Raw genomic sequence first — 15,264 nt, 5'->3', positions numbered from 1 at the left:
GGGTTGGGGCCATGGCCTACAGGGCCACACCCACCAGCACGGCACCGATGGAGGCAACGCCCGACAGCGAGCCCAGCATGGCGATGCGGCGGCGGTCGGTGGCCCTTGTGTGCAACCAGGCGGCCACGCCGGTGGCCACCACCAGCACCATCTTTACGGTGAGCGTCACGTGGTAGCTGTTGGCGGCATCCTCGAAGCCGTCTACCTCGAACAGGTTCCACAGCCCCGTGAGCACGGCCAGGGCGAAGAACGGCCAGGCCACCCGGGCGAACTGCTGGGCCGCGGCCTGGGTGGCCTCGGGACCGACCCGGCGCAGGGCCGGTACCAGGGCGGCCACCACCACCTGGCCCCCCACCCACACCGCCGCGCCCAGGATGTGCAGGAAAACCCGGATGGTGTCCAGGTCCCAATTGGCTTCGATCATGGTCCCAATCTAGTGGTCGGCCCGTGCGGGGTTGATACCGTCGCGCCATGAGCGTTGACCGTGCCGTCCACCCCCACGATCCAGTCGAGCCGCATGCCGGTGACGATGTCCATCTCGCGCCATGAGCGTTGACCGTGCCGTCCACCCCCACGATCCAGTCGAGCCGCATGCCGGTGATGATGTCCGCCTCGCGCCATGAGCGTTGACCGTGCCGCTTACCAGCAAGCCCTGCGAGCCGATGGTGAGGCCATAGCCGTCGCCGGGAGGCGAGATCTCGGGACCCAGGTGCCGTCGTGCCCCGGATGGACCATGCACAAGCTGCTGGCCCATGTCGGTCGGGTGTACCGCTCGGTGGGCCGCCATGTGGCCGAGCGGGCCACTCAGATGATTCCTGCCGACCAGATTCCCCGTCCCCCCGAGGGCAACGCCATCGTGGAGTGGTTCGAGGACGGCCACCGTTTCGTCCAGGAAGCGCTGGATGGGGCCGACCCCGACGATGCGGTGTGGACCTGGGCAGGCCCGAACAACATGGCATTTTATTTCCGAAGGATGGCCCACGAGACAGCGGTGCATCGCTGGGATGCCGAGGCGGCCCTCGGTGAACCCACTCCGCTCGACCCCGATCTGTCGGCCGACGGGGTGAGCGAGCTTTACGAGCTGGTGCTGCCGTTCACTGTGGCCAACTGGGACGTTGCCCTGCCCGCCACCAGCCTCCATTTGCACCGCACCGACGGCGATGGGGAGTGGTTGCTGGTCAACGACAGCGGCAGGATCAGGATGAGCCACCAGCATGCCAAAGGTGATGCCGCGGTGCGGGCCGGTGGCGCTGAATTGCTTCTGCTGGCCTGGGAGCGCATCGGTTTGGAAACCCCCGGGGTGGAGGTTTTCGGCGATGCCGGCACCGCCCGGGCCTGGTTCGCCCTGTCCCGCTAGCCGGCGGCATCAATCGCCCCCGCCATTGCCTACCATGACCGAACAACCCCACCCGCCGCCCCGCACACCCCCGACCCCCACATCGGCCGATGTGTTCGATCAGTACATGCCCATCGTGTTGTTCCTGGTGCTCAACTCCCTTGTCAGTTTGTTCTGGGCCATCGTGGCCATGACGCTGTGGGCCATAAAAGCCCAGGTGAGTAGGCATCGCCGGGGTTTACCGCAAGGCAAGGTAATGCCGATCATCGTGGTGTACCTGCTGGTGCGAGGCACGCTGGGGATCATCTATGACAGCGGGGAGGTGTATTTCGGCATCGGTATCGGGGTCAAGGCTCTGGCCGCGGTGGTTCTGGTTATATCAGTGTTGATACGGCGCAATCTTGTGAGTTACGCCTTTTCCTTTTTGTTGCCGTTGCTGGATCACATCAAGTCGCTTCCCGAGTACCGGCGGGCGATGAACAGGATCGCTCTGGGAGTGGCCTTGGTGGTGTTCGCCAGCGTCGGGTTCGACACCTGGCTGCTCCGGAACGCCTCCATCAACAAGTTCGTGTTCATCCGCATGGGCACCAACTGGGGTGCGTCGATGGCCACCTTTTTGGTCATAGGCTTCTACCTGGACCGCAGCCTCCGCCGCATCCCCGGTTTCCCCGGCCTGATGCCCCTGCTGGAGCACCGCATGGTAACCCTGGGAAAGTTGAAACCCCCACCCGACAAACCAACCTAATTTTGACTGCTGAGGATTTCCTGAACATGGTTAAGGCTGGGGTGGACATAAGAGGTATCCCATAGCAGGATTAGTTGACGTTCACGGGCCGGTTGAAGATACTCCTGCCAACTGGCTAGTAGAGGATCATCCACCAGGTTAGTAAGTGCATCGTGGGCTTCTTTGCTGGGGATGGAGCCAAGTTTCCAGATCAACCCCTCAATCTGGTTAGACATAGCTATTTCTAGAGTTACAAGACCATCCAACCGGAGGGGATCATACAGGCACCCCAGTATCTTTATGATAGTAGCAAGTACCATTGGGTCAGAGCATTCACTCGCAATATAGCTATTGAGAGGGCTACGAATCGCAGAGTCTCGCAAGAACTCAGCCAAGTGCCTGGTTCTTTCATTTTTGTTGCCGATGAAGTCGATTAGCGACTCCCTGTAGACCTGTGGAGAAAGGATAGCACCAACGGTCAACCACCTGATCCGCTGCCCATTGGTCATGCTCTTGGTGCCTAGCTTTCTGTTGACCAATGGGAGAAGTAATAAAGAATCGGGGTGTCGCACTGCCTGTCCAAGCAGGCGGTCGAGCAAAGGAAATTGCTTCTTTGGCGCTCGAGTAGGGAATGCTTCAAGCAACTTGAACTTTAACTTAGTAACTCGTTCTTCCTGGTCTGTGAGATCGTCAAAGTACTTTAACCCCGGGATTATGTTGTCACCTACCTTGAGGGTGGCAATTGCGCACTGGTAGAGAACATCAAAGACTTGGTCGGGGTCTTGATCCAGCCATCTGTCAAGGTAACTGGGAGTGCTGCCTTCTAGGTGGAATCCGTTTTGGCTGTAGCCCATAGCAAGAACCATACGTTTCTGAGAGGCACTGAGTACATCCAAGCGGGCTGGATTATCTTTTGCTATCAATCTCATAGATGCTAGAACTGGGTTCGACAGGCAGTGGTAGCGGGACTCAATCATAAGCTCAATGATTGTTTCCTCCTCGGGTAGGTCATCCCTGAATACTGCTTCCCGCAGTGCAGTGATGACATCATCTACCAATTTAGTGTCGCCACCGATAAGCTGACTTATTCGGTCGCGCGGAGATATGTCTTTGTTAACATCGGAGTATGTTCCGAGATAAACTATAGCCAGAGTATCCAGTGCTGCTGGAGATAGCCGGTTTTGTTGCAAATCATTTTTGGCAGAACGCAGTATAGCTTGCCACTCTAGTTGCCTTTTAAGTTGCTCTTCATGATGCTTTGCTCGAAGTTCTCGTTCTTGTGTTTGCCATTTTGGAATTCCTTTTTGACGCGCTGAAGATTGTACAAGTTCCGCAAATAAAGTTGTAAGGGTCTCATTGTTCTGGGCTTGGCTACCTATATCGTCAAGTGTGAGCCCTTCACTGATGGATGGTTCATCAAGTGAATGGTAGGCTTGCCGAAATAGTTCTTCAGATACCAAAGGCTCTTCTGTGGCAACCTCAAGTGCCTTCTCCAGGCACCACCAGCCAAAGTCAGGAGGGAGCTGACTTTGGTGGAGGGCATCACAGTTCCAGTGCTCAAATACCTCTTGTAGACTGTTGGACTTACATCTCCTGATCCAGGTCAAGAATAATGACTTTTGTATATCTGGACGCTCCTCAAGCCACATCTTTATTGTTGGTTCGTTATCTGGGTCAAATATTGTAATTGCTGGCAGAGGTCTAGGTGTAATCAGCCAATTGAACAAACGGGATAGTTCGATAGAATCACCATAGGCTTCCAATCCTCGATCAAGTAGCTTGACAGGTATGTCATCGAAGCCTGTCTGGATGAGTGCTGGCATAATTTGTGATCTGCTTTGATATAAACTATCCAGCAACTCAGCAATATGAGTATCGTTAGAATACCTCAGTAGGTCAAAGTGCCAAAACTTTGCTAAGCGACCAAAATAGTTGGATCGGTTATGGGGAAGGGTATAGTTCCACATTTCGGAAGGGGTAAGGTGTTTTGGATAGAGGACAGCAAGCAGCGTTCCGCATAGGCCATCATCAGGATCGGGAACTTTGCCATTTTTTGTGTCTTGTAGAAGGCAAAAAAGATAATCAGCTCTGGTTTCACTATCTGGCATGATATGGAGGAAAGCATCCAAAGCTAGCTGCCTTGTGTATGGGGGCCACTTGGGGTTCTCGATTATTGCCTTAAGTTTGAGGTTGAGTTGGCCAAGCGCCTGCAACTCTGATTTTTCGGCCTTGGTTAGGACATGGAGAACAAACTCCACCGTCCAGGGGTATCCAGTAGCTTGTGAGGAACTGTCGAGCAATGCCTGTATGCTTGGTAACATGGTTGCCGATGCCAATGACCGGAAAGCAAACGCAGGGTTACCTGTGAAACGATTTATTGTTTCGTGGCTAAGTAATGACCCTTCCCGGGTGCACTGCTCCAGCAGGAACTTTTTATCTTCTCCGGAAAACTGAGCCAAGTCGCCGTACAAGCACACGCCTATAGGATCGTTTTCAATGAGGAGTCTCCTGGCCGTGGATGAGTGGGTTGCCAGCCAGGCAGATAGACCTCTTAGCGGAGTCACCACACGGCCGCCATTTGATGCGCCTAACAACGACATGATCCTTCTGGGTGGCAGCCCATCTGCAATCCGATTGGAGAGCCACCGGGCGGCCAGGAACTCGGCAATCTGACGGTGAACCGGACCTTGACACTGTTCACCTATAGCAGTGAACAATCTTGTAGCAAGGGTAGATTTGAGAAGATCAAGAGTAAGTGAAGCAGGCAGGTCTCCCAGGTCGTGCAGCGAAATAGCAGATGGCTCTTCCCAGTTTTTGGACAGTGAGATGCCTTCAACATCGCAGAGCAGCAGCAGTGTGCAAAGATAGCCAGCCGCGTCATGTATATCTTTTTCTGATGCTGAAATAGTTTCTAATCTGTGCTCTTCGTTGCTTTCCACAGCCATCTGCTGGCAAGCTATTTCGAAGGTACTCATACGGTCTTTTGGCCAACCATCAGTAGTTGTCACTGCTTTAGCAAGCAGGTATAAGGTTTGTGGGTTGCGCAGAAGCGGCCCCAGGCCTCGCTGTTGAGCCTCCTGTATGAATGCTTCCGGGTCGTCTCTCCTGACGTTTTTCAGCAACGCCAAAATGCCCACGCTGTTCAGCGGGTCCAGTCGTAAAACCAGTACCTGAGAGTCATTGTACAGGCGTTGCAGGCTTTGCAAGTCGTTGTTGCCAAGCCAATCAGCCTCTCGGCATGAGAGGCGAAACTTTGGTTGCCCAAGCTGGTCGAGCCGACCACGGATATTGTCCAATGGGGTTCGCGAGTTCGTGGTACTTACCCGCATCTCATCAAGCCCGTCTATGAAAAGAGTCTTGTTCTGCCATTCCGGATGAGAATCCACATGAAATGTCGAAAAGTCTCTGGCGCTCAAGTACTTAGAGGTGCCACTCAGGCGATCGACCTCTTGTTGAAAGGTGGTGGTTTTACCCGCGCCTGGATCACCCAGCAGCACATAGGCATGGCAATCGTCGAAATCGCTAAGCGGTCTCGGCTCTCCGGTGATAGCACCGCTTTCGGTGTCAATCTTGGAGCAAGTACGGGAAACGTAGGCGTTCATAGTGTATCGAACCAATGCTCCGCTGGTAGAGACAAGAATTGGTGGAGTGGTATACCTGCATCTCCGACAAGAATACATTTTGTTGGGCTGAACCGGCGTTCAAACTCTGTCATACCATGGGTTTTGGAGGGCGAGTTCCCACTTTTGACTTCGATGCCAATAAGATGTGGACCTCTCTCAAGGACGAAATCTACCTCGTAATTCCCGTCCCGCCAGTGCTTAACCTTGGTCCTTGTGGAGGAAGAGTTTAACAAGTGGGCCCCAACGCTGCTCTCAACCAGGTGACCCCAGAAGGAACGGTCGGCTCGAGCTTCATCAAAGTCAAGTCCGCTTGTTGCCGACATGAGAGCGCTGTTCAACACGTTTAGCTTAGGCGTGGGTCTTTTGGGGTTCAGGGGGCGGTTTGTGAGTTTGGGCAATCCTGCCAGCATGCCCACCTGGTCGAGAAGACTCAGGTACCTGGTCAGGGTGGTGGTATTACCAGCTTCCTGCAAATGGCCCAGCATCTTGTTGTACGATACCACTTGTCCTGAGTGGCGTGCCCCTACCTCGAACAACCGTTTCAACAACTCCGGCTTGTCTACTCTGACCATAGAGAGCACATCGCGTTCTATGAGTGGCCCGATGAGCGCACTACGCACGTATTCACCCCAACGATGGGAATCGGCGATTCTGGAGGCAGTTCCAGGGTATCCGCCGAAGTATATGTACTCGTCCAAGTTGAAATCGAAAGCCTCCGACATCTCCGAGAACGACCAATGCGAGAATCGGAGCGGCTCGAATCGTCCGGCCAGGCTTTCGTTCAGCCCGGACTGCATCAGCAGGGGTGCCGACCCAAGTATGACCACGTGCAAAGGGAGGTTCTCCATGCGATCCCGATCCCAGTGCCCCTTGACCAACCCAGCCCATTGGTTGATTTTCTGGATCTCATCCAGGACGAGGACAAAGCCCCCTGGAGATTTTCTGGCCTCATGGCGGGCCTGCTCCCAAATTTGCATGAGCCGCTGCTCGTTAGGTTGAGATGCACTGGGGCCCCATGTCATTGAATCACTTGGTGAGGATCCGGTATTCGGCGGGGGCAGCATGGGGCTAGCAGCGTCATACGCGGGCTCCATGGACACGTATTGGCTTTTCACTTCGATGGAAGCCAGCGCCTGGCGAACCGCCGTTGTCTTGCCGGTCTGGCGGGGGCCAAAGATGGCGATCAGTGTTTGGGGTGGCTCCAGCAGCCTCTCGATGAGGAGGTCAACCTGTGCCCGGTGAAAGAGTGGCATCGGTAACATTATAGCGCTTGTATTTATGTAAGTGAGTAAATTTACTCAATAGAGTAATTATCAACTCTGTATCTGCACAGGGGAGGTGGGCTGCCCCCTGTGCCGGCGGGGGCTTCATGTTGTTGACCGCACCCGGGTCGAGGCCGAAACGCTAGGATCGCCCCATGGCTGAGAACAACTGGGGAAGATGGGGCGACGACGATGAGCGGGGGGCGCTGAACCTGCTGACCCCGGAGGTGGTGAGAGCGGCCAGCGCATCCATCACCTCGGGGAAGGTGTACCCGCTGGGTATCCCCATCCAGTCCCAGGGGGTACCGATAATGGACTACAGGGGCACCCCTATGCGGCTCACCCTCCAGAACGCCTCCGACGAGGGCATCTATGAGGCCTACGGCTGCCATGCCGGTACCGGGGCTCACGAGGATGTGCTGGTCTTCGCCTCCCACACCACCAGTCACATGGACGCCCTGTGCCATGTCTACGGCGAGGACAAGCACTACAACGGCTTCTCCAAGGAGGCCATGAAGACCCACACCGGGGCCTCCCGGCTGGGTATCGAGAAGGTGGGGGCCATCGCCGGGCGGGCGGTGCTGCTGGACATGGTGGCTCATTTCGGAGCCGATGGCTGGCTCGAGCCCGGCACTCCCATCGGGGGGGCCGATCTGGCGGCTTGCTCCGAGGCCCAGGGTACCCCGGTGAGAGCCGGCGACATAGTGCTGATCCGTACCGGTTACCTGGACATGTGGTGGTCGATCAACGCCGATCCCGGTGCCGAGCAGCCCTTCGCGCAACCGGGTATCAACAACGACGGGGCCCGGTGGCTGGCCGACCAGGATGTTGTGGCCGTGGGGGCCGATAACGCGGCCATCGAGGTGATCCCTTTCGACGAGAACGACTTCCTCACCGTCCACAAGATCCTTCTGGTGGGTGCGGGCATCTACATGCTGGAGTTTCTGAACCTCGCGGGGATGGCTGCCGATGGCTGCCACGAGGGCTTCATGACCGTCTCGCCGCTGAACGTGACCGGGGCCACCGGTAGCCCGATCAACCCGGTCGTCATCGGTTAGCCCTCCGGTGCCGGAGGTGGCCGCAAGCGCAGGAGGGCCTGGCTGATGGCGGGGGCTGCGGCTCGCGGGGTTCCCACCCCCGGGAGGGCCGCGGGAGGCCTGCTGGGTACGCCCGGCGGTGCGGTCCTGGATCGGGTGCGAGTGCTGGAGCTCACAGGTACCATCGCCGGGGCCTATACGGCCAAGCTGTTCGCCGATGCCGGTGCCGAGGTGGTGAAGGTCGAACCCCCCGGTGGTGACCGGTGGCGGTCGTGGTCGGCATCGGGGTCGTCGGAGCACGGTGACGGGGCCTTCTTCCGGTTCCTCAACGCCGGCAAGCGCAGCGTGGTGATCGACCTGGATGAGCCCGGGGGCCGTGACCGGTTCCTGGACATGGCCCGAACCACCGATGTTGTGGTGGAGGACCGGGGCGCGGGGGTTGTCGAGTCGCTGGGGTTGGGTCACGGCGAGTTGACCCGGCGCAACCCGGCCCTGGTGATGCTGTCGATCTCGCCCTGGGGTCGGGGTGGGCCGTGGGATCAGCGCCCGGCCAACGAGTTCACCCTTCAAGCCTGGGTGGGCTCCACCGACGGTCGGGGGATCCCCGGCGAGATGCCCTTCGGGGTGGGCGGGAAGTTGGGGGAGTTCTTGGTGGCGGCCAACGCCGCTGCCCTGGGTTTGGGGGCGCTGATGGCCGCCCGGCGGGACGGCACCGCCGGCGAGCACGTGGATGTTTCGGCTTACGAGGCCATGACCACCAGCTTCGTCGTGTACGCCCACCTTTACGCCGCCTACGCCCCGGAGTCGCGCACCGGGGAGCGCTCCATCGAGATTCCCTCGGTGGAGCCGGCCCGGGACGGCTGGGTGGGTTTTTGTACCATCACCGGTCAGCAGTTCAAGGATTTCTGCGTGGTGATCGACGACCCCGCAATGGCCGACGACCCGGCGCTGGCCACCGCCAGCGGGCGGCTGGACAACCGGAACGAGGTGTGGGAGCGCATCGCCCGCTACACGAGGGCACACACCGTGGATGAGATCGTGGAGAAGGCCATCCTGCTGCGGGTGCCGGTGGCTCCCATCGGTGACGGCAGCCGGGTGGCCCGGATCGACCACTTCGCCGAGCGGGGTGTGTACGTGCAGAACCCCGGCGGTTTCATCCAGCCCCGGGTGCCCTACACCCTGGGCCGTCGCCCCCGGTTGCCGGTTCGCCCGGCGCCGGCTCCGGGGGAAGGCACCGAAGAGCTTCTAGCCGGATCAGCCCATTTCGAGTCTGGAGCAGCAGGGGGTTTGCCTCGCACCGAATCCCGGGAAGCAGCAGGGGGTTTGCCTCGCACCGAATCCCGGGAAGCAGCAGGGGGTTTGCCTCGCACCGAATCCCGGGAAGCAGCAGGGGGTTTGCCTCGCACCGAATCCCCGGAAGTGGCAGGGGGTTTGCCTCGCACCGAACCGTCGCAGCCGCTGGCGGGGTTGAGGGTGTGCGATCTGGCCACCTTCTGGGCTGGTCCGGTGGCCTCGTGCCTGCTGTCCGCTCTGGGGGCCGACGTGATCAAGGTGGAGTCGATCCAGCGCCCCGACGGGATGCGTTTCGCCAGCGGGCTCCAGCGCGACGACCTGTGGGAGTGGAGCCCGGTGTGCCACGGGGCCAACACCGGCAAGCGCTCGGTGACTCTGGATCTGTCCAGCGACGACGGCCTGGCCCTGGTCAAGCGGTTGGTGGGGATGTCCGACATCGTTATCGAGAACTACTCCCCCCGGGTGGTGGAGAACTTCGGGTTGGGCTGGGACGAGGTTCACCGGCTGAATCCCGATGCCATCATGGTGCGGATGCCGGCCTTCGGGCTGGACGGGCCGTGGCGCGACCGCACCGGTTTCGCCATGACCATCGAGCAGGCCAGCGGTCTGGCCTTCCTCACCGGTGACCCCGACGGTCCGCCGCTGGTGCCCCGGGGTATCTGCGACCAGCTCGGCGGCATGCACGCCGTGTTCGCCACCCTTTTGGCCCTGGAGCACCGGGCCCAGACCGGCGAGGGCCAGTTGGTGGAGGTGCCGCTCATCGAGGCCGGTTTGAACGCGGCCGCCGAGCAGGTGATCGAGTGGACGGCCTACGGCCAGCTCCTCCAGCGCGGGGGCAACCGCTCGCCCTACGCCGCCCCCCAGGGCATCTACGCCGCCGCCGGCGAGGACCGCTGGGTGGTGATCTCGGTGGATGACGATGCCCAGTGGCCCGCCCTGGCCGAGCTTTTGGGCCGCAGCGACTGGGCCGGGTGGGCCGACCGGGCCGACCGCCAAGCCCATCACGATGAGATAGATGCCGCCATCAACCACTGGGTGGCTCATCGGGACCGTGACGCCGCGGTGGCCGAGTTGCTGGATGCCGGCGTACCCGCTGCCCCGGTCATCACCGGTAGGGAGTCGATGGACAATCCCCAGCTAGCCGCCCGGGGCCACCACCAGTGGATGGATCATCCCGTGGTCGGCCGGGTGCCCTACCCCAGCTTCCCGGCTCGCTTCAATGGCAGCTACCACAGCTTGGGCCGCCCCGCCCCCACCCTGGGACAGCACAATGAGGAGATCCTGCGTGACGTGCTCGGCCTCGACGATACCGAGATAACCCGCCTGGCCGAAGCCCAAGTCATAGGCACCCGCCCCGCCAACTGGGGCTGATGGTCCGGCTCCTCCCGCTCATGAACGGGTTAGCCCACTTACTGCCCGGGGGCAGGCCGCTAGCATGACCTTCAATGTTTCTTGATCTTACCGATGACCAGCTTGAGCTTCAGGCCACGCTGCGGGAGTACTTTGACGGTCTCATGACCCCGGAGCGGCGGGAAGCCCTGGGGGCCGAGCACGGAGGGCCGGTGTACAAGGAGACCATCCGGCAGATGGGCAGGGATGGTTGGTTGGGAGTGGGGTGGCCCAGGGAGTGGGGAGGCCAGGGTTACACCCCGCTGGAGCAGCTCATATTCTTCGAGGAGGCCAATCGGGCCGGGGCCCCCCTGCCGTTCGTGACCCTGAACACGGTGGGACCGGCTCTGAACGTTTACGGAACCGAGGAGCAGAAGGCGTTCTTTTTGCCCAGGATTTTGGCCGGGGAGCTGCACTTCGCCATCGGTTATTCCGAGCCGACCGCCGGCACCGACCTGGCTTCGCTTCGGACCAGGGCGGTGCGCGACGGTGACGAGTGGGTCGTCAACGGCCAGAAGATCTGGACCACCGGTGGTCACGAGGCCGACTGGGTATGGCTGGCCACCCGCACCGACCCCGATGGCCCCAAGCACAAGGGCATCACCATCTTCGCGGTGGATACCACCCTGGACGGGTTCAGCCACACCCCCATCTGGTTGCTGGGCGGGGGCCACACCAACGCCACCTACTACAACGACATCCGGGTTCCCGATTGGGCTCGCATAGGCGAGGTGAACGGGGGGTGGAAGCTCATAACCGCCCAGCTCAACCACGAGCGGGTGGGCCTGGCCCCGGCGGGCAACATCGACGGCCCGCTGCGCCGGGTGGTGGACTGGGCCCGCCGCACCACCCTTGACGATGGCCGCCGGGTGATCGACCAGGAGTGGGTGAGGGTGGCCCTGGCCGAGGTTTACGCCCGCAACGAGGCGCTGAAGATGTACAACTGGAAGGTGGCCGCGGCCCTGGAGCACACCGAGCTGAAGCCGGCTGATGCATCGGCCATGAAGGTGTTCGGCACCGAACTCAAGGTCAAGTCGTTCCGGACGCTCATGGAGGTACTGGGGCCGCGGTCCTACCTGGTGAGGGGGACACCGGAGGCGGTCCTGGCCGGGGAGCTGGAGCAGGCCTACCGGGGAGCGCCGGTGGGAACGTTCGGCGGGGGCGTGAACGAGATCCAGCGGGATATCATCGCCACCGCCGGTCTGGGCCTGCCCCGGTCCCCGCGATGAGTTCCCCCGGTTTGGGCCTGTTTGTGGCCTGCCCCTTCTCCCCTCCCTCGTGGGGAGCGCTTGCGACTTCCCCCTTCTCCCCTCCCTCGTGGGGAGCGCTTGGCAGGGCGCTGGTTTGACTCAGAAGGTGGTGGTTTGGCCGCCGTTGGAGCGGAAGATGTTCCCGGTGGTGAACTTTCCGGCGTCCGAGGCCAGGTAGAGCATCAGGTAGGCCTGGTCGATCGCTTCGCCGATGGCACCGATGGGGGACAGGCCCCGGGCGTAGTCCAGGAACTCGTCGTAGGCCTGCTGGTTCAGGGTGCCGTCGTCGTTGTGCAACCGCCAGGTGGTGAAGTTGGTCAGCGTGCTGCCCGGGGCCAGGGTGCACACCCTTATGCCGTAGCGTCCCACCTCCAGCGACAGGGTGCGGCCCAGCATGGCCACCGCCGCTTTGCTGAAGGCGTAAACCCCGATGCCCTCGTAGGCCAGGTCGATGGCCCCCGAAGACACGTTCAGGATGACCCCACCGCCGTTGTTCTTCATGGCTCTTATGGCGGCCTGGCAACCGTAGAGAACCCCCTTGATGTTGAGGTTTATGCCCGCGTCGATGTCCTGGTCGGTGAGGTCCTCTATCAAACCGGGGAACATGGCACCGGCGATGTTGGCGATGATGTCCAGCCCGCCGTAAGCGGTTACGGCCCGGTTTATCAGGGCCTCCACCTCGTCCCGGGAGGTTATGTTGCAGGCCTGGGCAACCGCCTCACCCCCGTCCTCGCGGATGCGCTTGACCGTGGTCTCGGCTCCCTCACCGTCGAGGTCACCGCACACCACCCTGGCCCCGGCGGCGGCGAACAACTCGGCGGTGGCCTCACCGATACCCGAAGCTGCGCCGGTTATCACCGCCACCTTGCCGTCGAGCCGGAATGCGTCCAGCGCGTCTGGTTTCATCGGATCCTCCTGTTACCTTTGCGGTTGCTGAGTTCGATCAACCGCACAAGGCCAGAAGGCCTGGTGCGATTACACATCAGGGAGTAATCATGGCAGATGGGGTGAAGGGATACGGAGTGCTGGTTACCGGTGGGGGCACCGGCATCGGCCACGCCTGCGCGGCCGCGCTGGTTGCCGGCGGTGCCGCGGTCACAATTTGCGGTCGTACCGAAGCCAAGTTGGAGGACTCCGCCGAGCGGATCGGCGAGGTTGCCGGCAGTGGGGGCAGCGTGAGCTACGTGGTGGCCGACGTGACCGACGAAGCCTCGGTTGCCGCGGCGGTGGCCGCCGCCACCGAACCCACAGGAACCCTCAACGGAGTGGTGGCCAACGCCGGTGGGGGAGGAGGCATGGGCCCCTTTCATTTGCAGGACACCGAGGAGTTCCTTCGCGTGCTGCACCTCAACGTGCTGGGCACGATGCTCTGTGTCAAACACTCCGTTCCTTTGATGCGGCAAGCGGGTGGGGGATCGTTCGTGGGTATGTCGTCCATCGCCGGTCATGTGACCCACCCGTATTTCGGGGCCTACACACCGGGTAAGGCGGGCATCGAGGCCATCATGCGCAACGCGGCGGACGAGTACGGCGCGGCCGGCATCCGTTTCAACGCCATACGCCCGGGGTTCATCGCCACCGAGATCATGGAGGGCATCCCCCGCGACGGAGAGGTGTACGAGAGCTACATCAAGAACACGCCCATGGCCGATGTGGGATATCCGGAGGATGTTGGGCACCTGGCCCGATTCCTGATCGGCCCCGAGTCACGGTGGATCACCGGCCAGTGCATCAACGTGGACGGTGGCCACAGCTTGCGACGGGGCCCCGACTTCTCTCCGTTCATAGCCCCTGCCTTGGGCCCCGACGTGATGCTGGGTGCCTTGCCGCAAGCCTGATTGGAAGGGTATCGCCGGTGAGCGGACCTTGCCGCTGGAGCTGTTTGGAAGGGTATTGCCGGTGAGCAGCCTCTCTGCTCGAGCCGTGTTACTGCCAACCACGCTGGGAATTGAATACGCCATCAGGGTCGTTCACAACCACTGTTTTGAGTATCTTGTCCCAAATGGTCTGGTTCGTGTCACTGGTGAGCATGATTATCAGGTTGAGCAGCAACCATGCTGAGCCTCCTACTGCTGTAGTAGTGGTCAATATCACAATGATTATTCCTTTTAGTATCCATTCTCGCACGAACATGGATCCCCAACTGGCAGCTTGTCTTTGTTCCAGGCTGACAACCTTCATGTTGAGCAACTGCTTTCCTGGGGTTTGACCCCTGGAATAAACGATCAGCGACCAGATCAGGTAGCCAATCCCAAGCGTCACTATAGACATCAATAATTCCAAGAAGAACGCCCCGACTCGCTGCCCCCTGGAAGCCAGCATCGTCGATGGGTCGCCGGTCTCCGCCGGCGACAGAGACCTATTTGTTATGCTTGATGCAGGTGCATTTTCTGGGCGGCCTTTATGTGGTAGCTTGGATTCGGTGTCGCTTAGCGAGTCAACCCGCTGTACCCCGTTGTCGGCTACCTGGTCAGTCCACCGCTCGCCGTCCCACCAGCGGTACTGGTGGCGACCTGTGGGGTCAGGATCCCAGGAAGAAACACTCATGGATAAAACAGCATTATTGCGGATGTTTGTCCGGTGCTAATACCCTTGACGTGGGGGATCAAATTCACCTGCGGTTTCTTTGACAACCACTGTTTTGATTATCGTGTCTGGAATGGCCTGATTTTTGTCATTGGTTAGAAAAACTATCAAATTTGCTGGATACCAAAGCAGCACAAATATGAAAACTCCGAGAGAAATATTTACAGATAGTATGAGGTTCAATAGTATAAGGTCAATCAAGATAGTGAATCCTAAACTTATTGCTGTCGCAATTACTATTTGGCGTAAGAACATCCATCCCCAGTGAGCCGCTTTTCGCTGCTCTAAGCGAATTACCCTCATGTTGAGCAACTGCTTTCCTGGGGTTTGACCCTTGGCAAAAACGATTAGCAACCAGATCAGGTAGCCGATGCCTAAGGTTACAATCATTAGGAGGAATTCCATAAAATACGCGCCGAATCGCTGGCCTCTTGTAGCCAGCAGCATCAAAGGATCGGGGAGGGTTGAACCGTGGCCAGCGCTCGACACCTCGCCGGGCAGCCCTGGGGGAGGAGGAGGGGTGGTAAGAGTTGTGCGGGTTTGGTGGGGTAGTTCTGCTTCTGAGCTGCTCAGCGAGTCAACCTGATCTGAAGGTGGTGTACGCCACCACGAGGGTAGTTCCGCTTCGGATCTGCTCAGCGAGTCAACCCCCTGCATCCCGTTGTTGGCTACCTGGTCGGTCCACCGCTCACCGTCCCACCAGCGGTACTGGTGGCGACCGGTGGGATCGGGCTCCCAGGCGGAAATGCTCATCAGGGCCGGAC

At 60.0% G+C, this 15,264-nt stretch carries 13 protein-coding genes; 6 read left to right on the top strand and 7 right to left on the bottom strand.

From position 1 onward, the window contains the following. Positions 1-16: 16 nt before the first annotated feature. Both ACOGXC_RS09085 and ACOGXC_RS09080 read right to left on the bottom strand, forming a co-directional pair. Positions 17-424: a CopD family protein gene (locus tag ACOGXC_RS09085; protein WP_419917876.1), complete on the bottom strand. Its 408-nt coding sequence runs from the start codon at positions 422-424 to the stop codon at positions 17-19. Next, complete coding sequence (locus tag ACOGXC_RS09080) at positions 421-621, bottom strand: hypothetical protein (RefSeq protein WP_419917875.1); 201 nt, start codon at positions 619-621, stop codon at positions 421-423. Before ACOGXC_RS09080 ends, ACOGXC_RS09085 begins: the two co-directional genes overlap by 4 nt. Here ACOGXC_RS09080 and ACOGXC_RS09075 point away from each other — a divergent pair. After that, complete coding sequence (locus ACOGXC_RS09075) at positions 620-1,357, top strand: maleylpyruvate isomerase family mycothiol-dependent enzyme (protein WP_419917874.1); 738 nt, start codon at positions 620-622, stop codon at positions 1,355-1,357. The genes ACOGXC_RS09080 and ACOGXC_RS09075 overlap by 2 nt on opposite strands. 34 nt (positions 1,358-1,391) lie before the next feature. After that, the gene (locus tag ACOGXC_RS09070; protein WP_419917873.1) at positions 1,392-2,081 is read left to right on the top strand and encodes a hypothetical protein; all 690 of its coding nucleotides are present in this window, start codon (positions 1,392-1,394) and stop codon (positions 2,079-2,081) included. On the opposite strand, the gene ACOGXC_RS09065 is transcribed toward ACOGXC_RS09070, so the two are convergent. Then, positions 2,078-5,662: an NACHT domain-containing protein gene (locus tag ACOGXC_RS09065; RefSeq protein WP_419917872.1), complete on the bottom strand. Its 3,585-nt coding sequence runs from the start codon at positions 5,660-5,662 to the stop codon at positions 2,078-2,080. The two genes, ACOGXC_RS09070 and ACOGXC_RS09065, sit on opposite strands and share 4 nt — an antisense overlap. Further along, positions 5,659-6,936: an ATP-binding protein gene (locus ACOGXC_RS09060; RefSeq protein WP_419917871.1), complete on the bottom strand. Its 1,278-nt coding sequence runs from the start codon at positions 6,934-6,936 to the stop codon at positions 5,659-5,661. Before ACOGXC_RS09060 ends, ACOGXC_RS09065 begins: the two co-directional genes overlap by 4 nt. Positions 6,937-7,100: 164 nt before the next feature. Here ACOGXC_RS09060 and ACOGXC_RS09055 point away from each other — a divergent pair, with 164 nt between their 5' ends. From ACOGXC_RS09055 to ACOGXC_RS09045, 3 genes are all read left to right on the top strand, one after another. Continuing rightward, positions 7,101-8,003, top strand: coding sequence for a cyclase family protein (locus tag ACOGXC_RS09055; RefSeq protein ID WP_419917870.1), 903 nt, complete (start codon positions 7,101-7,103; stop codon positions 8,001-8,003). A 45-nt stretch (positions 8,004-8,048) separates the two neighbouring features. Continuing rightward, positions 8,049-10,646 carry a CaiB/BaiF CoA transferase family protein gene (locus ACOGXC_RS09050; RefSeq protein WP_419917869.1) on the top strand — a complete coding sequence of 866 codons (2,598 nt, stop codon included), beginning with the start codon at positions 8,049-8,051 and terminating at the stop codon, positions 10,644-10,646. Positions 10,647-10,720: 74 nt separating this feature from the next. Beyond that, on the top strand, positions 10,721-11,893 hold the full coding sequence (locus ACOGXC_RS09045; protein WP_419917868.1) for an acyl-CoA dehydrogenase family protein: 1,173 nt from the start codon (positions 10,721-10,723) through the stop codon (positions 11,891-11,893). Positions 11,894-12,013: 120 nt separating this feature from the next. Here ACOGXC_RS09045 and ACOGXC_RS09040 read toward each other — a convergent pair whose 3' ends face one another. Continuing rightward, entirely contained in the window at positions 12,014-12,820 is an 807-nt protein-coding gene (locus ACOGXC_RS09040) for an SDR family NAD(P)-dependent oxidoreductase (RefSeq protein ID WP_419917867.1), read from the bottom strand. An 89-nt stretch (positions 12,821-12,909) separates the two neighbouring features. Between ACOGXC_RS09040 and ACOGXC_RS09035 the strand changes: the two genes are divergently transcribed. Continuing rightward, positions 12,910-13,752 carry an SDR family oxidoreductase gene (locus tag ACOGXC_RS09035; protein WP_419917866.1) on the top strand — a complete coding sequence of 281 codons (843 nt, stop codon included), beginning with the start codon at positions 12,910-12,912 and terminating at the stop codon, positions 13,750-13,752. Positions 13,753-13,840: 88 nt separating this feature from the next. On the opposite strand, the gene ACOGXC_RS09030 is transcribed toward ACOGXC_RS09035, so the two are convergent. Both ACOGXC_RS09030 and ACOGXC_RS09025 read right to left on the bottom strand, forming a co-directional pair. Then, on the bottom strand, positions 13,841-14,461 hold the full coding sequence (locus ACOGXC_RS09030; RefSeq protein WP_419917865.1) for an RDD family protein: 621 nt from the start codon (positions 14,459-14,461) through the stop codon (positions 13,841-13,843). Positions 14,462-14,497: 36 nt separating this feature from the next. Then, positions 14,498-15,253, bottom strand: coding sequence for an RDD family protein (locus tag ACOGXC_RS09025; RefSeq protein WP_419917864.1), 756 nt, complete (start codon positions 15,251-15,253; stop codon positions 14,498-14,500). Positions 15,254-15,264 lie beyond the last annotated feature (11 nt).

Source organism: Candidatus Poriferisocius sp. (genome assembly GCF_965202595.1).
GTDB lineage: Bacteria > Actinomycetota > Acidimicrobiia > Acidimicrobiales > Bin134 > Poriferisocius.
The sequence above is the reverse complement of the archived record's forward strand: the minus strand, read 5'-3'. Positions and strand labels throughout refer to the sequence as shown.

Coding starts and splice junctions, on each gene's coding strand:
- ACOGXC_RS09085 (WP_419917876.1), bottom strand. CDS start 424: ATGATCGAAGCCAATTGGGACCTGGACACCATCCGGGTTTTCCTGCAC.
- ACOGXC_RS09075 (WP_419917874.1), top strand. CDS start 620: ATGAGCGTTGACCGTGCCGCTTACCAGCAAGCCCTGCGAGCCGATGGT.
- ACOGXC_RS09080 (WP_419917875.1), bottom strand. CDS start 621: ATGGCGCGAGGCGGACATCATCACCGGCATGCGGCTCGACTGGATCGT.
- ACOGXC_RS09070 (WP_419917873.1), top strand. CDS start 1,392: ATGACCGAACAACCCCACCCGCCGCCCCGCACACCCCCGACCCCCACA.
- ACOGXC_RS09065 (WP_419917872.1), bottom strand. CDS start 5,662: ATGAACGCCTACGTTTCCCGTACTTGCTCCAAGATTGACACCGAAAGC.
- ACOGXC_RS09060 (WP_419917871.1), bottom strand. CDS start 6,936: ATGCCACTCTTTCACCGGGCACAGGTTGACCTCCTCATCGAGAGGCTG.
- ACOGXC_RS09055 (WP_419917870.1), top strand. CDS start 7,101: ATGGCTGAGAACAACTGGGGAAGATGGGGCGACGACGATGAGCGGGGG.
- ACOGXC_RS09050 (WP_419917869.1), top strand. CDS start 8,049: ATGGCGGGGGCTGCGGCTCGCGGGGTTCCCACCCCCGGGAGGGCCGCG.
- ACOGXC_RS09045 (WP_419917868.1), top strand. CDS start 10,721: ATGTTTCTTGATCTTACCGATGACCAGCTTGAGCTTCAGGCCACGCTG.
- ACOGXC_RS09040 (WP_419917867.1), bottom strand. CDS start 12,820: ATGAAACCAGACGCGCTGGACGCATTCCGGCTCGACGGCAAGGTGGCG.
- ACOGXC_RS09035 (WP_419917866.1), top strand. CDS start 12,910: ATGGCAGATGGGGTGAAGGGATACGGAGTGCTGGTTACCGGTGGGGGC.
- ACOGXC_RS09030 (WP_419917865.1), bottom strand. CDS start 14,461: ATGAGTGTTTCTTCCTGGGATCCTGACCCCACAGGTCGCCACCAGTAC.
- ACOGXC_RS09025 (WP_419917864.1), bottom strand. CDS start 15,253: ATGAGCATTTCCGCCTGGGAGCCCGATCCCACCGGTCGCCACCAGTAC.